Source organism: Exiguobacterium sp. SRB7LM, from assembly GCF_015712685.1.
In the GTDB taxonomy this organism is placed as follows: Bacteria; Bacillota; Bacilli; order Exiguobacteriales; family Exiguobacteriaceae; genus Exiguobacterium; species Exiguobacterium profundum.
Genome location: NZ_VWVR01000006.1, coordinates 2210447 through 2230000, shown reverse-complemented (window position 1 = coordinate 2230000; position 19554 = coordinate 2210447). Strand labels below are relative to the sequence as shown.

Here is a 19554-nt window from a genome sequence, read left to right as displayed (position 1 = left end):
AGTCTCTAACTCGCAGCCGTGATCCGGCTGGAGGACCGTGTCAGGCGGGTAGTTTGACTGGGGCGGTCGCCTCCTAAACAGTAACGGAGGCGCCCAAAGGTTCCCTCAGAATGGTTGGAAATCATTCGAAGAGTGCAAAGGCAGAAGGGAGCTTGACTGCGAGACCTACAAGTCGAGCAGGGACGAAAGTCGGGCTTAGTGATCCGGTGGTTCCGCATGGAAGGGCCATCGCTCAACGGATAAAAGCTACCCTGGGGATAACAGGCTGATCTCCCCCAAGAGTCCACATCGACGGGGAGGTTTGGCACCTCGATGTCGGCTCATCGCATCCTGGGGCTGGAGTAGGTCCCAAGGGTTGGGCTGTTCGCCCATTAAAGCGGTACGCGAGCTGGGTTCAGAACGTCGTGAGACAGTTCGGTCCCTATCCGTCGTGGGCGCAGGAAATTTGAGGAGAGCTGTCCTTAGTACGAGAGGACCGGGATGGACGCACCGCTGGTGTACCAGTTGTTCCGCCAGGAGCACCGCTGGGTAGCTACGTGCGGACGGGATAAGTGCTGAAAGCATCTAAGCATGAAGCCCCCTCCGAGATGAGATTTCCCTTTGAGCAATCAAGAAAGACCCCTCAGAGACGATGAGGTAGATAGGTCATGGGTGGAAGCGTGGCGACACGTGGAGCTGAATGATACTAATCGGTCGAGGCTTTGATCTAGTCTAATGGTTTGTGTTGATGAATCCTCAGTTTTCAGGGAACAAGCCCTAAAGTCTGGTGGCGATAGCGAGACGGCCACACCCGTTCCCATGCCGAACACGGAAGTTAAGCGTCTCAGCGCCGAAAGTAGTTGGGGGATCTCCCCCTGTGAGGATAGGACGTTGCCAGGCAAGATCGTTCCGCAATAGCTCAGTGGTAGAGCAACCGGCTGTTAACCGGTAGGTCGTAGGTTCAAATCCTACTTGCGGAGCCAATTTAGGCCCGTTGGTCAAGCGGTTAAGACACCGCCCTTTCACGGCGGTAACACGGGTTCGAATCCCGTACGGGTCACCAATATGGAGGATTAGCTCAGCTGGGAGAGCACCTGCCTTACAAGCAGGGGGTCGGCGGTTCGATCCCGTCATCCTCCACCATCTTTATTTATTACATCAAACCTATATATATGCCGGTGTAGCTCAGTTGGTAGAGCATCTGACTTGTAATCAGAGGGTCGAGGGTTCGAATCCTTTCGCCGGCACTCCTCGGGGGGGTAGCGAAGTGGCTAAACGCGGCGGACTGTAAATCCGCTCCTTCGGGTTCGGCGGTTCGAATCCGCCCCCCCCCACCAGGTTTGAGCCATTAGCTCAGTTGGTAGAGCATCTGACTTTTAATCAGAGGGTCGCAGGTTCGAGCCCTGCATGGCTCACCATTTTTTGCGGAAGTAGTTCAGTGGTAGAATACGACCTTGCCAAGGTCGGGGTCGCGGGTTCGAATCCCGTCTTCCGCTCCATATTCTTATCCCTGTATTGGGGCCTTAGCTCAGCTGGGAGAGCGCCTGCCTTGCACGCAGGAGGTCAGCGGTTCGATCCCGCTAGGCTCCACCATATGTTTTTTTCTTAAGTTAGTGATGACTTAAGTTTTTTTTTGCCTAAAACCATGAACCATTCAATTGAGAGTACAGAGAAAGGCAGCCTGCCACCATTCAGGCTGCCTTTTTGCATGTTTATTCATAATATTGCCGAGTTGAACCAAACAAATGATAGCGTTTACAATTTAATTATTAAGCGTATAAAGGGGGAATGGCGATGCAATGGTCATATATTCACGTGCCGCTGCGTTACGGTCAGGGGAAATTAGGGGTCGATCAAGGACCGACAAAGTTAAATGAAATGGGGATGCAACAACTTCTTCCGACAGAAACGGTCAAACATACGATTCGTGTCTTGCCAGAATCTGAAATTCGAGAAAATGAAGAACACTTAAAACGGGTTGATGGTGTCTTGCATACCGTCACGGAATTGGCAGAAGTCGTACATCGTGAAATTTCGGAAAATCGATTCCCTTTGATCGTTGGGGGCGATCATAGTATGGCAATCGGTACTCTTGCTGGATTGGCTCAAACAGGTCCTTATGGAGTCATTTGGGTGGATGCTCACGCTGACTTAAATACAGGCGAAACATCACCGTCGGGGAATATTCACGGAATGCCACTTGCGGCAGCGATGGGGATGGGCGACGTGCGTCTGACAGAAGTGGGCGGACGTGATCCGAAGCTATCACCAGAGCATTTAGTTTATATTGCCCTGCGTGATATCGATGAAGGAGAAATGAATGAAATCAATCGACTCGGCATCAAAGTCATTACAGTAGAAGAAGTACGTACGCGTGGCGTAGATGTCATCATGAAAGAGTCATTGAGTTATCTTCGTGAACGAGTAGACCGTTTTTATATCAGTTTCGATATGGATAGTCTCGATGCATCCCTCGTTCCTGGAACAGGTACACCGGTTGACGGCGGTTTAACAGAAGTCGAAGCCAAAGCGATTTTAAAAGAAGCGATGCAAGCAGAAGACTTGATCGCAGTAGAGCTCGTCGAGTTAAATCCGGCATTAGACCGGGATGACGTGACGGCTCAGTTGGCCTATCGCTTATGTGAAACGATTATAAAATCTAAAGAAAACCTGTTATTGGAAGGCGAAACCGTCTGATTTCCTTACAGTTTCCAAACCCGTTTGCTACAATGGGGATGGAAACTTTTTTTGATTTTTTGAAACCATTTCAATATCAAGACGTATATAGAGATGACCGCATGTGTAGCGGAGAGGGGAAGTGGATTGATGGAACGGCTGACCACCCGTTTGGTTGATGAATTGAGGGCGGGGAATCACGATTCGTTTGCCGAACTGGTAGAACTATACAAGGATGGCGTCTTTGCAATCGCCTATAAAATTTTGTATGATCGTGGCGAAGCAGAGGACGCTGCCCAAGAGGCGTTCATTCGTGCCTATACACGAATCGATACGTATGACGCGCAATATAAGTTCAAAACATGGCTCTATCGAATCACGACAAACGTTGCCATCGATCGCTTGAGGAAGCGGAAGCCGGAATATTCGATGGATGCCGAAATTGCGGGTACAGACGGTTTGACTTATCAAGACCACTTAGCTGATGAAGCGCCCCAACCCGATGCCCAAGTGGTTCATCGCGAAATTCGAAGTGAAATGCATGAGGCAATCAAGCAACTTCCAGACAAATATCGCATTCCGTTATTATTAAAATATGTGGATGATTTGTCGCTTAAAGAAATCAGCGTGATGATCGACATGCCGGTCGCAACGGTTAAGACAAGGATCTTCCGGGGAAGAGAAATGTTAAAAACAATCTTTCAAAATAGGGAGGGGTTCAATTGACTCCTGAAGAAAAAGTACAACAATATTTGGAAGATGGCGTTTTGCCCGAAGAATCTGACGAATTGCGTCAATTGTTAGAGGACGATGAATTATATGAATCGTATCTACAATATGAACGAATCGACGCAGAACTGAAAGCATTGCCTCGTCCAAAGTTATCAGCAGATTTTACGGCCCGAGTGATGGCCGCTTTACCTGAAACTCCTGTACAAACAGCACCTGATCCCGTCGTACCGTTTTCAAAATCAGTTCGAAAAGAACGCAAACCGCATTCGAAACAAATGCAATGGTTGCAACGGCACCCAGGTTTGATTGCGGCCGTACTGTTCTTTAGTTTGATGTCTAGTGCGACACTCGGACTATGGAGCAGCGCTTCAGAGACGATGACCTATACAAAAGTACCAGGTGTGATCGTATCTGAGAATGAAGTCATTGTCCCGGCCGGTGTCACGGTTGAAAAAGACATCACGGTCCAAGGTGGCGATTTACGGATTGAAGGTACCGTCAATGGAAACGCGACAGCCGTCAATGGTCGTGCCTATTTAGCAAGTGCCGGTCAAGTGACAGGTGAACTCGAACAGATCGATCAGATGTTCGAATGGATTTGGTACTCGATGAAACAACTTTTCTAAAGACGCTTCCGGCGTCTTTTTTTCGTTTCAATCTGGTTTCGTTTTGACGTGACGCAATGCGTATCTATAGAAATGATGATATAATGGAATTTGCACGATTTAGCTAGGTAGTTGAGGAGGGGAGCATTTGCCGCTACTTGAACAAGTATCATTTTTCTCATTTTTAAATCTTTCAGAAAACGTACATTGGTACGATTATTTGAATGATGTTTTAGATATCGTCGTCGTCACGTATGTCATTTACAAGTTGATGATGATTGTGCGTGGGACAAAAGCAGTACAATTAATTAAAGGGATTTCCATCATTCTAGTCAGTTGGTTCTTGAGCGGTTTCTTCGGATTGAAAACGCTCCAGTTCTTGCTAAATCAGGTGATCACGTACGGTCTCCTCGGAATTATCATCATTTTTCAGCCAGAGTTGAGACGTGGTCTTGAACATCTCGGACGAACGAGTAACTTATTCAGTCGTACGGGAACAAGTGATGAGGAGCAACAACGACAAATGATTGAAGCCATCGTCAGTTCCGCACAGTACATGTCAAAACGGCGAATCGGTGCATTGATTGCGATTGAACGTGATACGGGATTGAACGAGTATGTGGAGACCGGCATTCGTATGGACTCGCATATCACATCCCAGTTGATTATTAACTTATTCATTCCGAATACGCCGCTTCATGATGGCGCGATGATTATTCAGGACGGGAAAATTGCGGCGGCAGCTTGCTATTTACCGCTTTCGGAAAGCCCGCACATCGATAAAGCACTCGGGACACGTCACCGAGCAGCCATCGGGGTCAGTGAAGTGACGGATAGCGTCACTCTTACCGTCTCAGAAGAAACGGGAGCAGTCTCACTTGCAATCGCGGGCCGCTTGTATCGGGAACTAGACGAAGAAGCGCTTCGCAATAAATTAATTCAAGAACTCGTCATCGAAGAAAAAGAGGCGACCCTCTCGTTCTTCGGCAAAAAAGGAGGGGGTAAGTAAGTGATTGATCAGTGGTTACAACATAAGTGGTTTCTCCGCTTCATCGCACTTGCTTTAGCCGTCCTTTTATACTTAATGGTCGCTGAGACCAGTTCTTCGAATAACGCATCTAGCGCATTGCCAATCGTCGGACAAAGTTCCATGACGCTCGATGTGCCGGTCGAAGTGTTTTTTGATGAGGTCCAGTATGTCGCATATAATGTTCCGGAAGAGATGGGTGTCGAGCTTCAAGGGCCATCTAGTAGTTTAACGATGACGAAATTGGTGAAAGATTATCAAGTGTTCGTCGATTTGACCAATCTTGGCACCGGATTCCATCGTGTCCCGGTCGAAGCGCGTGGATTCGGCGGAGACGTCAATGTCAAACTAGATCGAGAGACTGTCGAAATCTATATCGATCGGAAACAAACGATTGAAGTCCCTGTGTCCGTGAATCTGTTGAACAAAGATCAATTACCGGACGGAAAAGTCGCGGGCGATGTCGAAATCGAACCGTCGACTGTAAAAGTCACAGGTGGTGCGAGTCGGATTCAAAACGTCAAAGAAATCACGTTGAATGTGGATGTTGCCAATCAAAGTCAGACGTTCACACGAGAAATTCCACCGACCATTTTAGATGCGAATGGAAATCCGTTGAACGTGTCGGTCGATCCGAATATCATCAATGTCACCGTACCGATTTATGACGAGAGCGCGATGATTCCAATCGAGGTCGTCACGAGCGGAGAGGTGGCAGACGATTTCCGCTTAGTTGATACGTTGCTAGGTGAGACGGAAGTCCGTGTCTTTGCACCAAAAGCGGTGCTAGATGAACTCCAGCAAGTGGAGACAGAACCGATTGAACTTGACGATTTAACGAAGTCGGGAAAAGTGACCGCTACCCTTCGTCTTCCGGAAGGAGTGACTTCACTCGGTAAAAAAGAAGTAGAAGTCCAGGTGCTCGTTCGTCCAAATGATGAGACGAAAGATGACACGGGTGAATTGACAGAGCGGATTCGGTTGACCGTCCCCATCACTGTCCGTGGATATGACCGGACGAATTACACGATTCAAACGCAAGAAGTGGTCAGCGTGACGCTCTCGGGCAAACGTTCCCTTCTTGAAAGCATCTCATCAAACAGTGTCAACGTGACGTTAGATCTTACCGGATTGCCGAGCGGAACACATGCGGTCGATGCAGATTATGAAGTACCAAAAGGCGTGACCGTGATCTCGCCAAAGACAATCGATGTTCAATTGACGAGTGTCGATGAAGAAACAGAAACATCTTCCATTCAATAAAGATGTTCAATCATACAAAAGTGAGGATTTAATCTTATGGGTAAATATTTTGGAACAGATGGAGTTCGCGGTGTTGCCAACTCTGAGTTAACTGCGGAATTAGCATATCGTTTAGGTCGTGCGGGTGGCTACGTGTTGTCGAAACATTTGCCAGAAGGCGAGCAGCCGAAAGTGTTGATCGGTCGTGACACACGGATTTCGGGACATATGCTTGAAGGTGCATTGATTGCGGGTCTTCTCTCAATCGGTGCAGAAGTGATGCGTCTCGGTGTCATTTCAACACCTGGAGTCGCTTACTTGACGAAATCGCTCGACGCGACGGCAGGTGTCATGATTTCAGCATCGCATAACCCTGTGGCGGATAACGGAATCAAATTCTTCGGTAGCGATGGTTTCAAATTAGACGATGCGACCGAGCAAGAAATTGAAGACATCTTAGATGCTGCAGAAGATACGCTCCCGCGTCCGACAGGTAAAGATCTCGGTTTCGTATCGGATTACTACGAAGGCGCGCAAAAGTATCTTCAAATGTTGAAACAAACGGTAGAAGAAGATTTTGATGGTCTTCACATCGCACTCGACTGTGCACATGGAGCGACGAGTGGCCTTGCGGCTCGACTGTTTGCAGACTTAGAAGCAAACGTGTCGACGATCGGAAACTCGCCAAACGGTTTAAATATCAATGAAGGTGTCGGGTCGACACACCCTGAGCATTTGGCTGAATTCGTCCGTGAAAAAGGAGCGGACATGGGCCTTGCCTTTGATGGGGATGGAGACCGTTTGATTGCGATTGACGAGAACGGTGAAATCGTCGACGGAGACAAGATCATGTATATTTGCGGGAAATACTTGAGTGAAAAAGGGCGTCTCAAAGACAACACGATTGTCGCGACGGTCATGAGTAACCTTGGTTTCCATAAAGCCGTTGAAGAAGCGGGCATGACGGCGCTTCAAACAGCAGTGGGTGACCGCTATGTCGTTGAAGAAATGAAAAAACATCAATATACACTCGGTGGCGAACAATCAGGTCATTTGATTTTCCTCGATCACTCGACAACGGGTGACGGTATGTTATCTGGTGTGCAATTGGCAGAAATCGTGAAATCGACAGGGCGTAAACTGTCTGAATTAGCGGCAGAGATGCCAGTTTATCCGCAAAAGCTCGTGAACATTCGTGTGACGAATAAAAACGATGCGATGAACGGAGAGCGTGTCTTGGCAACGATTCAAGAAGCGGAAGCGGAAATGGCCGGAAACGGTCGAATCCTCGTCCGTGCATCAGGTACAGAACCACTTGTTCGTGTCATGGCTGAAGCCCCGACAGCGGAAGAGTGTGACCGTTACGTTGAAAAAATCGCACAAGTCGTACGCGAAGATTACGGTGTAGACGGATAAAATTTTCAAAACCGGGAATAACACAAGGGAATCCACATCGGATTCCCTTTTTGTTTCCGTTTTGTCATCGAGAAAACAGCGGATTTTCTTGACGAATGGGGGTGTGATTTGTACTATTAAGAGCGTGACCTTGGAAACGGAAGGACACAAGAGTACGAACAAGCGCCAGAACTCTGCGGAGTTGACGAGGTTGGAGGTTATCGAGATTTCGGCGGATGCCTCCTCGTCGCCTGTCACGACGACAAACATGCTTTTAAAACGCCCGGGCGACCGGACGGACAAAGAAGCGTGTACTGACAGCTCTTAGAAAAAGCCCGTTTCCTTTTTCGAGAAATCGAAGAATAGAGGAGATTTGTTTATGTGTGGAATTGTAGGAATGATTGGGAATACCGGAGCGAAGGAAGTCCTTCTCAAAGGTCTTGAAAAACTCGAGTACCGTGGTTATGACTCGGCAGGTCTTGCGTTGATGCATGAGAATGTCAACGTTCACAAAGAAGTCGGTCGCATTGCTGCGCTACGCGAAATCATCCCAGCAGAAGTAGACGGCACGATTGGAATCGGCCACACACGTTGGGCAACACACGGGGTACCGAGCGTACCGAACGCCCACCCGCACCAAAGCACGACAGGACGCTTCACGCTCGTGCATAACGGCGTAATCGAGAACGACGAGCTCATCAAGAAGACGCTCGACGTTCCGTTCCTTTCAGAGACGGACACGGAAGTCATCGTCCAGCTCATGGAGAAGCACTTCGTCGAGCTCGGCGACGTCGAGGCGGCGTTCCGCAAGACGCTTTCGGACCTCCACGGTTCGTATGCGATCGCAATGATCGACTCAGAGGACAAAGAGCGCCTCTATATCGGGAAGAACAAGTCACCGCTCCTCGTCGGACTTGGTGACGGCACGTTCAACGTCGTCGCATCAGACGCGATGGCGATGCTCCAGGTGACAGACCAGTACCTCGAGCTCCACGATGGCGAGATCGTCATCCTCACACGTGAGGCGGCGACGATTAAGACGCTCGACGGTGATGTGCTCGAACGCGCGCCATACACGGCCGAGATCGATGCGTCAGACATCGAGAAGGGCACGTACGCACACTACATGTTGAAAGAGATGGACGAGCAGCCGGCCGTCATCCGCAACATCATCCAGCACTACCAGAACGAGAACGGCGAGATCGAGCTCACGGAAGGCGTGCGTGAACTCGTCTCGGAAGCGGACCGCGTCTATATCGTCGCATGTGGGACGAGCTATAACGCCGGACTCGTCGGAAAAGACATTTTAGAACGCATCGCCGGCATTCCGACAGAAGTGCACGTTTCTTCTGAATTCGGCTACAATATGCCGCTCTTAAGTGAACGTCCGTTGTTCGTCTTCTTATCACAATCCGGTGAGACGGCGGACAGCCGTGCCGTCCTCGTCGAAGTGAAGAAACGCGGATACAAAGCGCTCACCATGACGAATGTACCGGGATCGACGCTCTCACGCGAAGCGAACGAGACGATGCTCCTCCACGCAGGACCAGAGATTGCGGTCGCCTCGACGAAAGCGTACACGGCGCAAATCGCCGTCCTCGCGATTCTCGCGTATGACATCGCTCGTGCGACAGGGAAAGAATTGCCGTTTGATCTCATGCCGGAGCTTGCCCGAGTTGCGACCATCATGGACTCGATCATGGCGCAAAAAGAGTTGTTCGAAGACCTTGCGGAACGTTATTTGAAAACGACACCGAACACGTTCTTCATCGGTCGTGGGCTTGACGCTTCTGTCTGTCTCGAAGGAGCGCTCAAAGTAAAAGAGATTTCGTATATCCAAGCGGAAGGGTACCCAGGTGGGGAACTGAAGCACGGGTCGATCGCCTTGATCGAAGACGGGACACCGGTCATCGCGCTCATCTCACAACCGAAGACGAACTTGAATATTCGTGGGAACGTCAAAGAAGTCGTCGCCCGTGGCGCGAACGCCTGTATCATTTCGATGCAAGGCGTGGAACATGAGAATGATGACTTCATCTTGCCGCACGTCGAGCCACTCATGGCACCGCTCATCAACGTCTTACCGGTTCAGTTGATGGCATATTATGCGGCGCTCGCCCGTGGCTGTGACGTCGACAAGCCACGTAACTTGGCGAAATCGGTGACAGTGGAATAAATAATGAAGAGGCTGAGTTAATAAAAACTGCACTTTGTTTGTTGGATACTTTCAACATACAAAGTGCAGTTTTTAATTAGTTCCTTCGGATTGCCTTAGAATAAATGATTGAATCATTGTATCGAATCGATAGTGTTCAAGTAAGGATTTGTTCTTTCTTGAAATGTTTAATCCGTACTCAGGTTTACTCTTTTGTCCGGGTTTATCGTAATCTCGATCAACGAATAATTCATTTGGGGCTAACCAAGCGACGTTAGGGATTAGATAAAGTTCAGGGTGTGCGTCTTGGGTGAATAAAAGAAGTGTCAAATAAAGGTTTGGAGTCGTAAGGTCGAATTTACTTTTTTGCATAAAAACATATCCTGAATTACGAATTGCTTTTACTTGAATCTCACAAAAGCGGTTATTGGAATCTTTGATGACAAAATCGACTCCGTGATCATCTACTTCTGATGTATAGACGTCACATCCGTAGGACGCGAATTCCATTTTTGCATAGTACTCTGCATATCTTCCGAGCTGTAAGTGGTTTAAATGCTCCCAATTAAAGTTAGGCAATTCTGTCCATTCCTCTCTGTAAATACAAGATGTAATAAATTATAATACAATTCATTACAAGAATAGATATTTTAATCTAAAAGTATATCTTTAATGAACTGTCGATTAAACCGTAGATGAATACTTTCATGAAGACTTTAGCTCCTTATTAAGGAGTGAGTCTAGTGACGTAGACATAACCTTTTTACTCCTTGCCGATATCTTTGCCAACAAGCAAAATAGTAGGAGAAGTAAGCGGTTCCAACTTATGATTAGATAAAGATAAGCGACGAAAGAAGGGCTGACATGAACGTATACATTGCTTGCCATAGCGGGTTTGTGACAAGTGCGATGGCGGCGAAGTTATTCGCGCAGGCAAGCGAGGGGCGCTTGTCTTGTACGATCACGCACGGAACGATTCAAAACATCCCGAATGAGGTGGATTTGATTCTCTATCAGGAAGGGGCGACCCCGGTCACCCATCCAACCGCACGTGTCCGGTCAGTCCGACAACTCCTGTCGCTCGAGGAATACCGACTACTTGTCGAAGAATGGATGGATGAGCATGAGACATGAGTGGACCGCGCGAGAGCGGTCGATTTTACTACACTTATTGGCAACTGAGACATCGACACCGCTCGCCGAAATCGCGCAGGCGGTGAATTTGTCTGAGCGCACGATTCAACGAGAACGACAATTACTTGAAGGCATCTTAAAAGAGTTCGAACTTGAACTCGCTTGGCAACGCGGTCATGGACTGAGCCTGGTTGGCAAACCAGCTGCGAAACAACAGTTACGAGAAGATCTCATCTTATCTGCAGAAGCGATCCCCACGAGCGAGGACCGCTTATTTGAACTGGCGTGGCGTCTCTTGTTTGAGAACGATACACTCAAATTGCAGGCGGTCGCTAAACAGATGCACGTTTCGCCGAGCACGTTGACGCAAGACTTAGAGAAATTGGACAGATGGTTCGAAGAGTATCATTTAGAAGTTGAACGGAAAAAAGGTGTTGGGGCTAGAGTGCTCGGTTATGAGTCCGAGAAGCGTAAGCTACTCATCAACGCTCTGCTTGCCCACTGGGACACGCTCGCATTTTATCGCTTCGTCCGTGGAGAAGACGACTACATTCCTGCTTTTTTGAAGACGGTACCATGCGAGGAGATGCTTGAAGGTCTTCGAGACGGTTATGATTATTTGAAATCCCGTTCGTTTGAGCGGATGGACGACCGCACCATCATGCGAGTCACGTTCGCTTACGGCGTGCAACAAGAGCGGTTAGCGTCTGGATTCTTTTTAGAGATGTATACGAAAGGACGGTCCGAGGACTATCTGAAAGTCGCCACCGATATGGAAGCGGCTCTCGGTATCACTTACTCGATGGCGGAACGCGTCTGGTTCGCGGAAGAGGCGAATCGTCTGCGCTCAATTAAAGATCAAATGAAAGAAGACGAGGAAGAACGCTGGATCATGCAGATTCGGGTGCATAAACTGATTCATCACGTCTCGCTCATCTACGGGTTCACCTTTACGGATGACGCGGCTCTCGAACGAGGACTGCTTGCTCACATCCTCTCGAGTATGAATACGCAGGCGCTACCAGAGACGAGTACGGTCAAGCCCCACATCGACCGCGACTATCCGGGACTTCGTTCGGCGATTCAACAGGCCGCCGACATCGTCTTTGGGACGAATACGTTCTCCGAAGAAGAAACGGTTTTTTGGGCGATGCACTTTGCGGCAGCACTCGTCAAACCGGTGCGCCGCCGCGAATATCGGGCGCTCGTCATCTGTTCGGCCGGACTCGGTTCGTCGAAGATGCTCGTCAATCGGGTACGCCAAGAGTTCCCAGAGATGCAAGACGTCGTCAACTCATCACTTTTCGGACTCGAACAGCACCGATTGGAAGAATATGATGTCATCTTGTCGACGGTACCGTTACCACCGCTATCGGTACCAACGTTAATCGTCAACCCGCTTTTGACGAGTGAAGAAGTGCAACGCGTCCGCCATCTCTTACTGTCATTACCGCAATCCTTTCAGACACTCGCAACGAAGCCGCGGTCAACGATGCTTGATTTCGCAGAACTCGGGGAATTGGTCGAGACGTTCGAGCGGATGGATGACCAGTTCGATTTGGTCACGCTCAATAATACGGACCGTTTAGAAGATATCTTGCTTGATATCGGTACACATTTAGAAGAACGTGACCTCGTACAAAGCGGGATTCAGCTCTCTGCCCAACTGCTTCGTCGTCACGAGGTCGCGGGCCTTGGTGTGCCGGGTACGAAACTGGCGTTATTCCACGGACGACATGCCTCGATTGAGAAGGCGAGTGTGTTTGCGTTTGATTTAACGACATCGATCCCACTCCTCATGATGGATCAGTCGACCGAACCCGTGACACGTCTCCTTGTCTTGCTTGCACCGGAAGAAGCACGTGACGTCGAGCTTCAGTTCCTAAGTGCGATCAGCGGGTCGCTCATTGAGAGTGAGGAGCATATGCGTCTTTATAGCACGGGAACGAAAGAAGATCTTCGTTTACTCCTGCACGAATGCATGAAGAAAATGATTCATGAAACATTGTACGAAAAATGACCGAACCATGGTCATTTTTTTGTTTGGCACAAAATGTTGCCAAAGTGTGAACTGGATTGAATTGAGTAAGCGCTTACTCCAGGCATACAATACAGGTGTAGAGCACAAACCGGTTAGCTACACTACACATTCAACCTTTCACATTTAAACGACTGGAGGTTTTATACATGGCGAATACGCAAGCAAGCTCGGGCGGGGTCCGAGTCAAAGTACAACGGTTCGGTAGTTTCCTCAGTGGGATGGTCATGCCGAACATCGGCGCCTTCATTGCCTGGGGGATTATCACAGCACTCTTCATTCCAACAGGATGGTGGCCAAACGAAAAATTAGCAGAACTCGTTGGTCCAACCATCACGTATCTCTTACCATTACTCATCGGTTTCACTGGTGGTAAATTACTTCATGACGTACGAGGCGGTGTCGTCGGGGCACTCGCCACGATGGGGGTCATCGTCGGTACCGACATTCCGATGTTCCTCGGTGCGATGATCATGGGTCCACTCGGTGGTTATGTCATCCGCCAAGTCGACCGTGCCCTTGAAGGCAAAGTTAAAGCAGGATTTGAAATGCTCGTCAACAACTTCTCAGTTGGAATCATCGGTGGTCTTCTCATGCTTGGAGGATTTGAAATCTTCGGTCCGATCATGAGTGCCCTCGATAAAGTCATGGCGGCAGGTGTTGACTGGATCGTCGGCGCGAAATTGCTTCCGATTGCGAGTCTGTTCATCGAACCAGCAAAAGTTCTCTTCTTGAACAACGCCATCAACCACGGGATCTTGAGTCCGCTTGGTGTCGATCAAGTCGCAGACGCTGGAAAATCAGTTCTCTTCTTACTTGAAGCAAACCCAGGACCAGGTCTTGGATTACTTCTCGCATACATGTTCTTCGCCAAAGGTGCAGCGAAACGTACGGCACCGGGTGCAGCTATCATTCACTTCCTTGGTGGGATTCACGAGATTTACTTCCCATACGTATTGATGAAGCCGGTCTTGATCCTTGCGATGATCGCAGGGGGCGCAACAGGGATCTTCACGTTCGTACTCTTTGATGTCGGTCTCGTCGCACCTGCTTCACCAGGTAGTATCTTTGCCATTCTTGCGATGGCATCACGCGGTTCATATCTTGGACTCGTGGCAGGGATTCTCTTGTCAGCAGCGGTCACGTTCGCTGTGGCGAGTGTCATCTTGAAATCGAGCGCAGCAGAGGAAGTATCACTCGAAGAAGCGACACAAAACGTGAGTGCGATGAAAGGCAAACAGTCTTACGCATCGGCTCTCGTGACAGATCGTCTTGATAAAGTCGACCATATCATCTTCGCTTGTGACGCTGGAATGGGATCGAGTGCCATGGGAGCATCGGTTCTCCGGAACAAGGTCAACAAAGCGAACTTGCCAATCAAAGTGACGAACACGTCCATCAGCAACTTGCCGAAAGATGCCCAGTTCGTCATCACACACGAAGATTTGACGGAGCGTGCGGAAGCGCAAGCACCGAATGCGATTCATCGTTCGGTCACGAACTTCTTGAACGCCGATTACTACGACCAATTGGTAGAAGAAATTAAAGCGGAACGCAGCAAAATTTCTTGAACTCAGAACAGATAGAGATACGGTTTAGCCATTAGGAGGAAATCAAAATGCCATTCATTCAAACAGAGATGATTCGACTTAACCAAACATTCGCAACGACAGAGGAAGCGATCACAGCAGCCGGAGCCGTCCTACAAGACGCCGGCTGTGTGACGCCGGAGTATGTAGAAGCGATGCATGAACGTCAAGCGATCGCCAACGTCTATATCGGAAACCACGTCGCCATTCCACACGGTACAGAAGCAGCGAAATCAGCGGTTCAGAAGACGGGGATCTCGTTCTTGCAAGTACCAGACGGTGTCGACTTCGGAGGTCAAACGGCCAAACTCGTCATCGGAATTGCAGGCGTGAATGATGAACATTTAGAGCTCCTTTCGCAAATCGCGATTCTCTGCTCGGACGAAAGCAATGTGGAGCGTCTTGTTCAGGCGAAAACGAAAGAAGAAATCTTGGCGCTCTTTATGGAAGAGGTGGCGTAAATGAAAGCTGTTCATTTTGGTGCAGGGAACATTGGACGAGGATTTATCGGATTATTGCTCAATCAAAGCGGTTACGAGGTGACGTTTGTCGACATCAATGACACGGTCATCGAAGCGCTCGAGGCAAAACGTCATTATGAGGTCGGATTCGCAGAAGACGGCGTCGATCGTATCATTGTCGACCGTGTTCGCGGTGTCAACAGTTTAAAAGAACCGGCTCGTGTCGTGGAATTGATTGCAGAAGCAGATCTCGTGACGACGGCTGTCGGACCGTCACTTCTCTCAAAAGTAGCACCGTTGATCAGCGAAGGACTTCGTGCTCGTGAAGTCGAAGATGCCCCGGTCTATGTCATCGCATGTGAGAACATGATTGGTGGGAGTGCGATCCTTCGTCAAGAAGTAGAGGCGTGTGGTGGTGTCGGGGAGGCGAATGTTTTCTTCCCGAACGCGGCTGTCGACCGCATCGTCCCGCTACAACAACATGAGGATCCACTTTACGTGGAAGTCGAAACTTTCCATGAATGGGTCATCGAGACACAAGGGCTCAACGAACAACCACCGATTCAAGGCGTGACGTGGGTCGAGGAAATCGGACCGTATATCGAACGGAAATTATTCACGGTCAATACGGGACATGCCATCGCCTCTTATATCGGCTCGTTGTTCGGTAAGGCGACGATTGACGAGGCGCTGAAGGATCGTCGCGTGCGTCAAGTCGTTCAAGGCGCATTGTATGAGACAGGTTGGTTATTGCTTGAGAAATACGGATTCGAGGCGAAAGAGCATAGCCAATACATTCAAAAAATTATCAAGCGCTTTGAAAACCCGAAACTGAAGGATGAAGTGTCGCGCGTGGCGCGTTCGCCGATTCGTAAACTTGGACCGAGCGACCGTCTTGTCAAACCGGCACGTGAATTGATGGATAACGGCATCGAGCCAAACGAACTTGCTTACGGGATTGCAGCAGCCCTTCATTATTACAACCCGGAGGACTCGGAATCGTCGGAGCTGAACTTGTCGATCGAAGAACACGGCATCTCGTCAACGATTGAAAAATACCTTCATCTTCATGAGGGGGACACGTTGACTCAGTTGATTCTCGATCAATATCATTTGATTCGGGAAGAAGAAAAAGAACGCGTGTCGTAACTAAAAATCGCTCCTGTCTATTTGACAGGAGCGATTTTTAGTGTTTTCCGAACTCGAGATAGGTGGTCGTCTCTTTTATATGAAACGGAACGTCTGTCTCAGACAATGGAAGACTGAAGTAGTAGCCTTGTACGTAGTCACATGATTCCTTGAGTAACCATTCGAGTTGAGCGGATGTTTCCACGCCCTCCATGAGAACTTTCATGCCCAGGTTGTGACCGAGTTGAATCATCGAGCGGACGATGGCCTCTTGATTGCGGTCGGTGAACAGGTTCTCGATAAACGACCGATCGATTTTCAGCACTTGCACAGGAAGTTCCCGAAGTTGGCTGAAAGAAGAATAGCCGGTCCCAAAATCATCGAGAGAAATGAGGATCCCGAGCTGATGCAACTGCGTCAGTTTTTCACGAGTCGAGGCCTCATATGAAAGCATCGAGGACTCGGTCACTTCCAATTCGAGATACATCGGGTCCATCCCCGTCTCCAAAAGAATGGATTGTAGCGTATCAACAAAGTCTTCGCGCGCAAATTGGAGGGGGGAGACGTTAAGGGATAATGTAAAGGGACGTATCCCAGTCCGTTGCCAACGTACCCAAGTGCGACAGCCTTCCCGAATGACCCAATGACCAATCGAATGAATTAACCCCGTGTTTTCTGCAATCGGGATGAAGTCAGATGGCGCAACCTTTCCGATTTGTGGATGTTGCCAGCGAAGTAACGCTTCCACGCCTTCTAATCGATTCCGCTTCAAATCGATTTTCGGTTGATAGACAAGTGTCAGTTCGTTTTTACTTAGTGCGGTGACGAGTGCTTTTTCTATCTCGATATTGCGCAAGAGTTGAGGTCGTGATGATTCTTCGAATAATTTGATATTATTCTCTCCATCCTGTCTGGATTCATCAGCGGCAAGACGAGAAAATTGAATAAGTTCTTCGGAAGAAGCACTATCCTTAGGGAAATGACTGATTCCCGCACTCATCGTCAATTCAAGAGTCGTGCCATCCACGTCGAAGCTGGATGAAAGCGCCTTAATACATTTTTCAGCCTTTTGATGAGCGAGCGAACTTCGTTGCGCAAATAGTAAGATGACAAACTCGGATGGTCCGATTCGTGTCAACACATCGTCTGGGTGAATCGTATGTTTGAGGCGGTCAGCGACTTGAATGATCAACTCATCTGCTCCGTGATGCCCGAGAATGTCACTTAGGAAACGCCAGCGATTTACGTCGATATATAAACAGGCGACCGAACGTTCTTGTGAGATACATTCCTTCAAGAGGGCATCCAATTTATGCCGATTTGGTAAATCCGTCAATGCATCGTGAAAAGCCATATGTTCAATCAGACGCTGAGAGGCGACTGCTTCGGTCACATCTCGGATAAACCAGAGTACTTGATTGTTCGAACCATATTGAAGTGGGTAAGACGTCACTTCTAACGTACGATGATTCGTGTCAATTTGTACCGGCTGATAGAACGGCTGTTGAGCCGACAGCAAAGGATGATAATCCTGAAAAAAAGGTTCTGTTACATGCCCCTCGAATAAGTGAGCGAACGCCTGATTTTGATATTGGATTTCACCATCGCTTGTCGTCGTCACTACGGCATCCGTTGTCGATTCTAAAATCGTCGTTTGGAAGAGGTCACGTTTTTGGATTTGTCGTTCTAACGTATACGCAATAAAGTACATCCCGAATAAGAGAAATACGATGCTTGTGACTAACCATGCGAGTAGGGTCGGATCAATCGGAACCTGCCTGACGGGTGAAGCATCGGGGATAATGGTCGTTGCCCGCATTCCAGCAAGGTGCATACTGAAAATAGCTGTCCCCATCAGAAGGGAGAACATCAGTTTCACGGAAAAAGCGGAATGCTGCATAGAGTAGGATGAAAAGAAACCTACCCATAAGGCGAGAACGGAAGCGCCCCAAGCGATACCAATCGAAATCAATACCCATAAGGGATCAAAGTCTAATTGAACACTTTGTATAGCGGTCATCCCGATATAATGCATGCTGACAATTCCGAATCCCATCAAACCGGAAGATTGCAGTAAGGTCATCCATGTCGTCTTTCGGGAAATCAAACCGAACGACAGGATGCACCCGGCAATCGCCGGAATCATCGATCCGATAATGAGCCAGATGGAGTACGTGCTTTCGTGTAAAGAAGCATGACCGAGCATGGCCACAAAATGCATGGACCAGATGCCGAGACCTAGGGTGGTACCACCAAATAAAATCCAAGTACGATGAGACGTTGTCACACCTCCTGTGACCCGCTTCGCTAATTCGAGTGCCATCAAGGCTGAAACGCTAGCAATGAGGAAAGCGAGCATCATCAAAAATCCATTATGACTCGTTGTGTGCGTGCTAATCTGTTCCATAGTGTCGATACCTCATAGGGTTATTTAATCTATTCATCACTTCATTATATGCGGAACAATTAAAATTACATATAAAAAGATTCAAATGCTATTCTTCCAATCAAATAAGGGGTACTACATTGCTGAAGGGGTGCTGACTATGTATAAAAATAAATACATTCACTTGTTCTTATTGGTCTCATTCGGCTACTCATGGCTTTTATGGGGAAGTTTGTACTGGTGGACCGATTTACCGATTATGGCAATCGTTATTTCGGGAGCGTTTGGACCCAGCATTGCAGGGTTCGTCACGATGTATCGACTTCGCGGTGGGGAAGGGGTGACACATCTTTTTCGGAAAAGCGTTCAGTTCCAGATGAGTTGGAAGACGTATGTGATTCCCCTTTTGTTGGTGCCGTTCTTATTTCTCGTGGCGTATTGGTGGACGGATCGAAGCGATGCCTTACTCGTTCGCGAACCGTGGTGGATCGTCCCATACTTTCTCTATATGCTATTTCTTGGTGGGGCGGTGCAGGAAGAGTATGGATGGCGTGGCTATTTGCTCGACGCCTTGCAATCAAGACTCCAGCCGCTTCTAGCCAGCTTGTCACTCGGAGTGATTTGGACGCTATGGCATATTCCGCTCTCCTCATGGTTGGAACAGTTCAGGCGAATCTATCGTTTTGGGCATATGGATTAGCCGTGATGGCTTATACGATTCTCATCACTTGGGTATACAATGGTTCGTCGCGTAATTTATGGTCGGCCTTTCTCATGCATACGATGTTTAATGTCATGCTCGTGATGGTCGGGTTCGAAGCGGAAAGTGGTTACCCAATCGGGTTTATTCATTTGACGATCACGGTATGGACCGCTGCGATTTTAGTCATTTGGAAAACGTACGGTAAATTGAGTTATGAGCCACTCGAGGAAATGATTCCTTCATACCCGAGTGTTACGCAACGGATGCGTGAGGGTAAAGAGTAGGACAAAAAAGAAAAGGAAGT

At 48.5% G+C, this 19554-nt stretch carries 16 protein-coding genes, 8 tRNA genes and 2 rRNA genes (1 of these 26 running past the window's edge); 24 read left to right on the top strand and 2 right to left on the bottom strand.

Annotation, left to right across the window (positions count from 1 at the left end; translation table 11 throughout):
- The 17 genes from F3H97_RS12265 to glmS all read left to right on the top strand — a co-directional run.
- Window positions 1–709, top strand: a 23S ribosomal RNA gene (locus F3H97_RS12265) (it extends 2205 nt beyond the left edge of the window).
- Between the two features lie 53 nt (window positions 710–762).
- Window positions 763–879 (top strand): 5S ribosomal RNA (gene rrf, locus F3H97_RS12260).
- Window positions 880–887: 8 nt separating this feature from the next.
- Window positions 888–962: transfer RNA gene (locus tag F3H97_RS12255), tRNA-Asn, on the top strand.
- A gap of 5 nt (window positions 963–967) precedes the next feature.
- A tRNA-Glu gene (locus tag F3H97_RS12250) sits at window positions 968–1042 on the top strand.
- A gap of 4 nt (window positions 1043–1046) precedes the next feature.
- A tRNA-Val gene (locus F3H97_RS12245) sits at window positions 1047–1122 on the top strand.
- 31 nt (window positions 1123–1153) lie between these two features.
- Window positions 1154–1226 (top strand) — tRNA-Thr (locus tag F3H97_RS12240).
- A gap of 6 nt (window positions 1227–1232) precedes the next feature.
- A tRNA-Tyr gene (locus F3H97_RS12235) sits at window positions 1233–1316 on the top strand.
- A 5-nt stretch (window positions 1317–1321) separates the two neighbouring features.
- Window positions 1322–1397: transfer RNA gene (locus F3H97_RS12230), tRNA-Lys, on the top strand.
- A 6-nt stretch (window positions 1398–1403) separates the two neighbouring features.
- Window positions 1404–1478: transfer RNA gene (locus tag F3H97_RS12225), tRNA-Gly, on the top strand.
- An 18-nt stretch (window positions 1479–1496) separates the two neighbouring features.
- Window positions 1497–1572 (top strand) — tRNA-Ala (locus F3H97_RS12220).
- 201 nt (window positions 1573–1773) lie between these two features.
- Window positions 1774–2676, top strand: coding sequence for an arginase (rocF, locus tag F3H97_RS12215; RefSeq protein ID WP_074035370.1), 903 nt, complete (start codon window positions 1774–1776; stop codon window positions 2674–2676).
- 129 nt (window positions 2677–2805) lie between these two features.
- Window positions 2806–3381 carry an RNA polymerase sigma factor SigW gene (sigW, locus tag F3H97_RS12210; RefSeq protein WP_012727640.1) on the top strand — a complete coding sequence of 192 codons (576 nt, stop codon included), beginning with the start codon at window positions 2806–2808 and terminating at the stop codon, window positions 3379–3381.
- On the top strand, window positions 3378–4013 hold the full coding sequence (locus F3H97_RS12205) for an RseA family anti-sigma factor (protein ID WP_078147861.1): 636 nt from the start codon (window positions 3378–3380) through the stop codon (window positions 4011–4013). Before sigW ends, F3H97_RS12205 begins: the two co-directional genes overlap by 4 nt.
- A 127-nt stretch (window positions 4014–4140) precedes the next feature.
- On the top strand, window positions 4141–5001 hold the full coding sequence (gene cdaA, locus F3H97_RS12200) for a diadenylate cyclase CdaA (protein WP_196431524.1): 861 nt from the start codon (window positions 4141–4143) through the stop codon (window positions 4999–5001).
- On the top strand, window positions 5002–6282 hold the full coding sequence (locus F3H97_RS12195; protein WP_196431523.1) for a CdaR family protein: 1281 nt from the start codon (window positions 5002–5004) through the stop codon (window positions 6280–6282).
- A 36-nt stretch (window positions 6283–6318) separates the two neighbouring features.
- Window positions 6319–7677, top strand: a complete 1359-nt coding sequence (glmM, locus tag F3H97_RS12190; protein WP_078147859.1) for a phosphoglucosamine mutase — start codon at window positions 6319–6321, stop codon at window positions 7675–7677.
- Between the two features lie 358 nt (window positions 7678–8035).
- Window positions 8036–9832 carry a glutamine--fructose-6-phosphate transaminase (isomerizing) gene (gene glmS / locus F3H97_RS12185; RefSeq protein WP_196431522.1) on the top strand — a complete coding sequence of 599 codons (1797 nt, stop codon included), beginning with the start codon at window positions 8036–8038 and terminating at the stop codon, window positions 9830–9832.
- Between the two features lie 72 nt (window positions 9833–9904).
- On the opposite strand, the gene F3H97_RS12180 is transcribed toward glmS, so the two are convergent.
- On the bottom strand, window positions 9905–10390 hold the full coding sequence (locus tag F3H97_RS12180) for a DUF4365 domain-containing protein (RefSeq protein ID WP_196431521.1): 486 nt from the start codon (window positions 10388–10390) through the stop codon (window positions 9905–9907).
- A 285-nt stretch (window positions 10391–10675) separates the two neighbouring features.
- Between F3H97_RS12180 and F3H97_RS12175 the strand changes: the two genes are divergently transcribed.
- The 5 genes from F3H97_RS12175 (at window position 10676) to F3H97_RS12155 (ending at window position 16182) form a co-directional block, all read left to right on the top strand.
- On the top strand, window positions 10676–10945 hold the full coding sequence (locus F3H97_RS12175; RefSeq protein ID WP_074034712.1) for a PTS sugar transporter subunit IIB: 270 nt from the start codon (window positions 10676–10678) through the stop codon (window positions 10943–10945).
- Window positions 10935–12965 (top strand): BglG family transcription antiterminator, encoded by a 2031-nt coding sequence (locus tag F3H97_RS12170; RefSeq protein WP_159563467.1) that lies wholly within the window; start codon window positions 10935–10937, stop codon window positions 12963–12965. The genes F3H97_RS12175 and F3H97_RS12170 overlap by 11 nt, the downstream gene beginning before the upstream one ends.
- 167 nt (window positions 12966–13132) lie before the next feature.
- Window positions 13133–14554 (top strand): PTS mannitol transporter subunit IIBC, encoded by a 1422-nt coding sequence (locus tag F3H97_RS12165; RefSeq protein WP_196431520.1) that lies wholly within the window; start codon window positions 13133–13135, stop codon window positions 14552–14554.
- A gap of 47 nt (window positions 14555–14601) precedes the next feature.
- On the top strand, window positions 14602–15033 hold the full coding sequence (locus F3H97_RS12160; RefSeq protein WP_026824364.1) for a PTS mannitol transporter subunit IIA: 432 nt from the start codon (window positions 14602–14604) through the stop codon (window positions 15031–15033).
- On the top strand, window positions 15034–16182 hold the full coding sequence (locus F3H97_RS12155; protein ID WP_196431519.1) for a mannitol-1-phosphate 5-dehydrogenase: 1149 nt from the start codon (window positions 15034–15036) through the stop codon (window positions 16180–16182).
- A gap of 37 nt (window positions 16183–16219) precedes the next feature.
- Here F3H97_RS12155 and F3H97_RS12150 read toward each other — a convergent pair whose 3' ends face one another.
- The gene (locus F3H97_RS12150) at window positions 16220–18568 is read right to left on the bottom strand and encodes a bifunctional diguanylate cyclase/phosphodiesterase (protein ID WP_196431518.1); all 2349 of its coding nucleotides are present in this window, start codon (window positions 18566–18568) and stop codon (window positions 16220–16222) included.
- Window positions 18569–18707: 139 nt separating this feature from the next.
- Between F3H97_RS12150 and F3H97_RS12145 the strand changes: the two genes are divergently transcribed.
- Together F3H97_RS12145 and F3H97_RS12140 are read left to right on the top strand one after the other, a co-directional pair.
- Window positions 18708–19247 carry a CPBP family glutamic-type intramembrane protease gene (locus F3H97_RS12145; protein ID WP_196431517.1) on the top strand — a complete coding sequence of 180 codons (540 nt, stop codon included), beginning with the start codon at window positions 18708–18710 and terminating at the stop codon, window positions 19245–19247.
- Between the two features lie 5 nt (window positions 19248–19252).
- Complete coding sequence (locus F3H97_RS12140) at window positions 19253–19534, top strand: hypothetical protein (RefSeq protein WP_196431516.1); 282 nt, start codon at window positions 19253–19255, stop codon at window positions 19532–19534.
- Window positions 19535–19554: the final 20 nt, after the last annotated feature.

Coding starts and splice junctions, on each gene's coding strand:
- glmS (WP_196431522.1), top strand. CDS start 8,036: ATGTGTGGAATTGTAGGAATGATTGGGAATACCGGAGCGAAGGAAGTC.
- F3H97_RS12165 (WP_196431520.1), top strand. CDS start 13,133: ATGGCGAATACGCAAGCAAGCTCGGGCGGGGTCCGAGTCAAAGTACAA.
- glmM (WP_078147859.1), top strand. CDS start 6,319: ATGGGTAAATATTTTGGAACAGATGGAGTTCGCGGTGTTGCCAACTCT.
- F3H97_RS12175 (WP_074034712.1), top strand. CDS start 10,676: ATGAACGTATACATTGCTTGCCATAGCGGGTTTGTGACAAGTGCGATG.
- F3H97_RS12160 (WP_026824364.1), top strand. CDS start 14,602: ATGCCATTCATTCAAACAGAGATGATTCGACTTAACCAAACATTCGCA.
- F3H97_RS12140 (WP_196431516.1), top strand. CDS start 19,253: ATGGCTTATACGATTCTCATCACTTGGGTATACAATGGTTCGTCGCGT.
- F3H97_RS12150 (WP_196431518.1), bottom strand. CDS start 18,568: ATGGAACAGATTAGCACGCACACAACGAGTCATAATGGATTTTTGATG.
- F3H97_RS12145 (WP_196431517.1), top strand. CDS start 18,708: ATGTATAAAAATAAATACATTCACTTGTTCTTATTGGTCTCATTCGGC.
- sigW (WP_012727640.1), top strand. CDS start 2,806: ATGGAACGGCTGACCACCCGTTTGGTTGATGAATTGAGGGCGGGGAAT.
- F3H97_RS12170 (WP_159563467.1), top strand. CDS start 10,935: ATGAGACATGAGTGGACCGCGCGAGAGCGGTCGATTTTACTACACTTA.
- rocF (WP_074035370.1), top strand. CDS start 1,774: ATGCAATGGTCATATATTCACGTGCCGCTGCGTTACGGTCAGGGGAAA.
- F3H97_RS12155 (WP_196431519.1), top strand. CDS start 15,034: ATGAAAGCTGTTCATTTTGGTGCAGGGAACATTGGACGAGGATTTATC.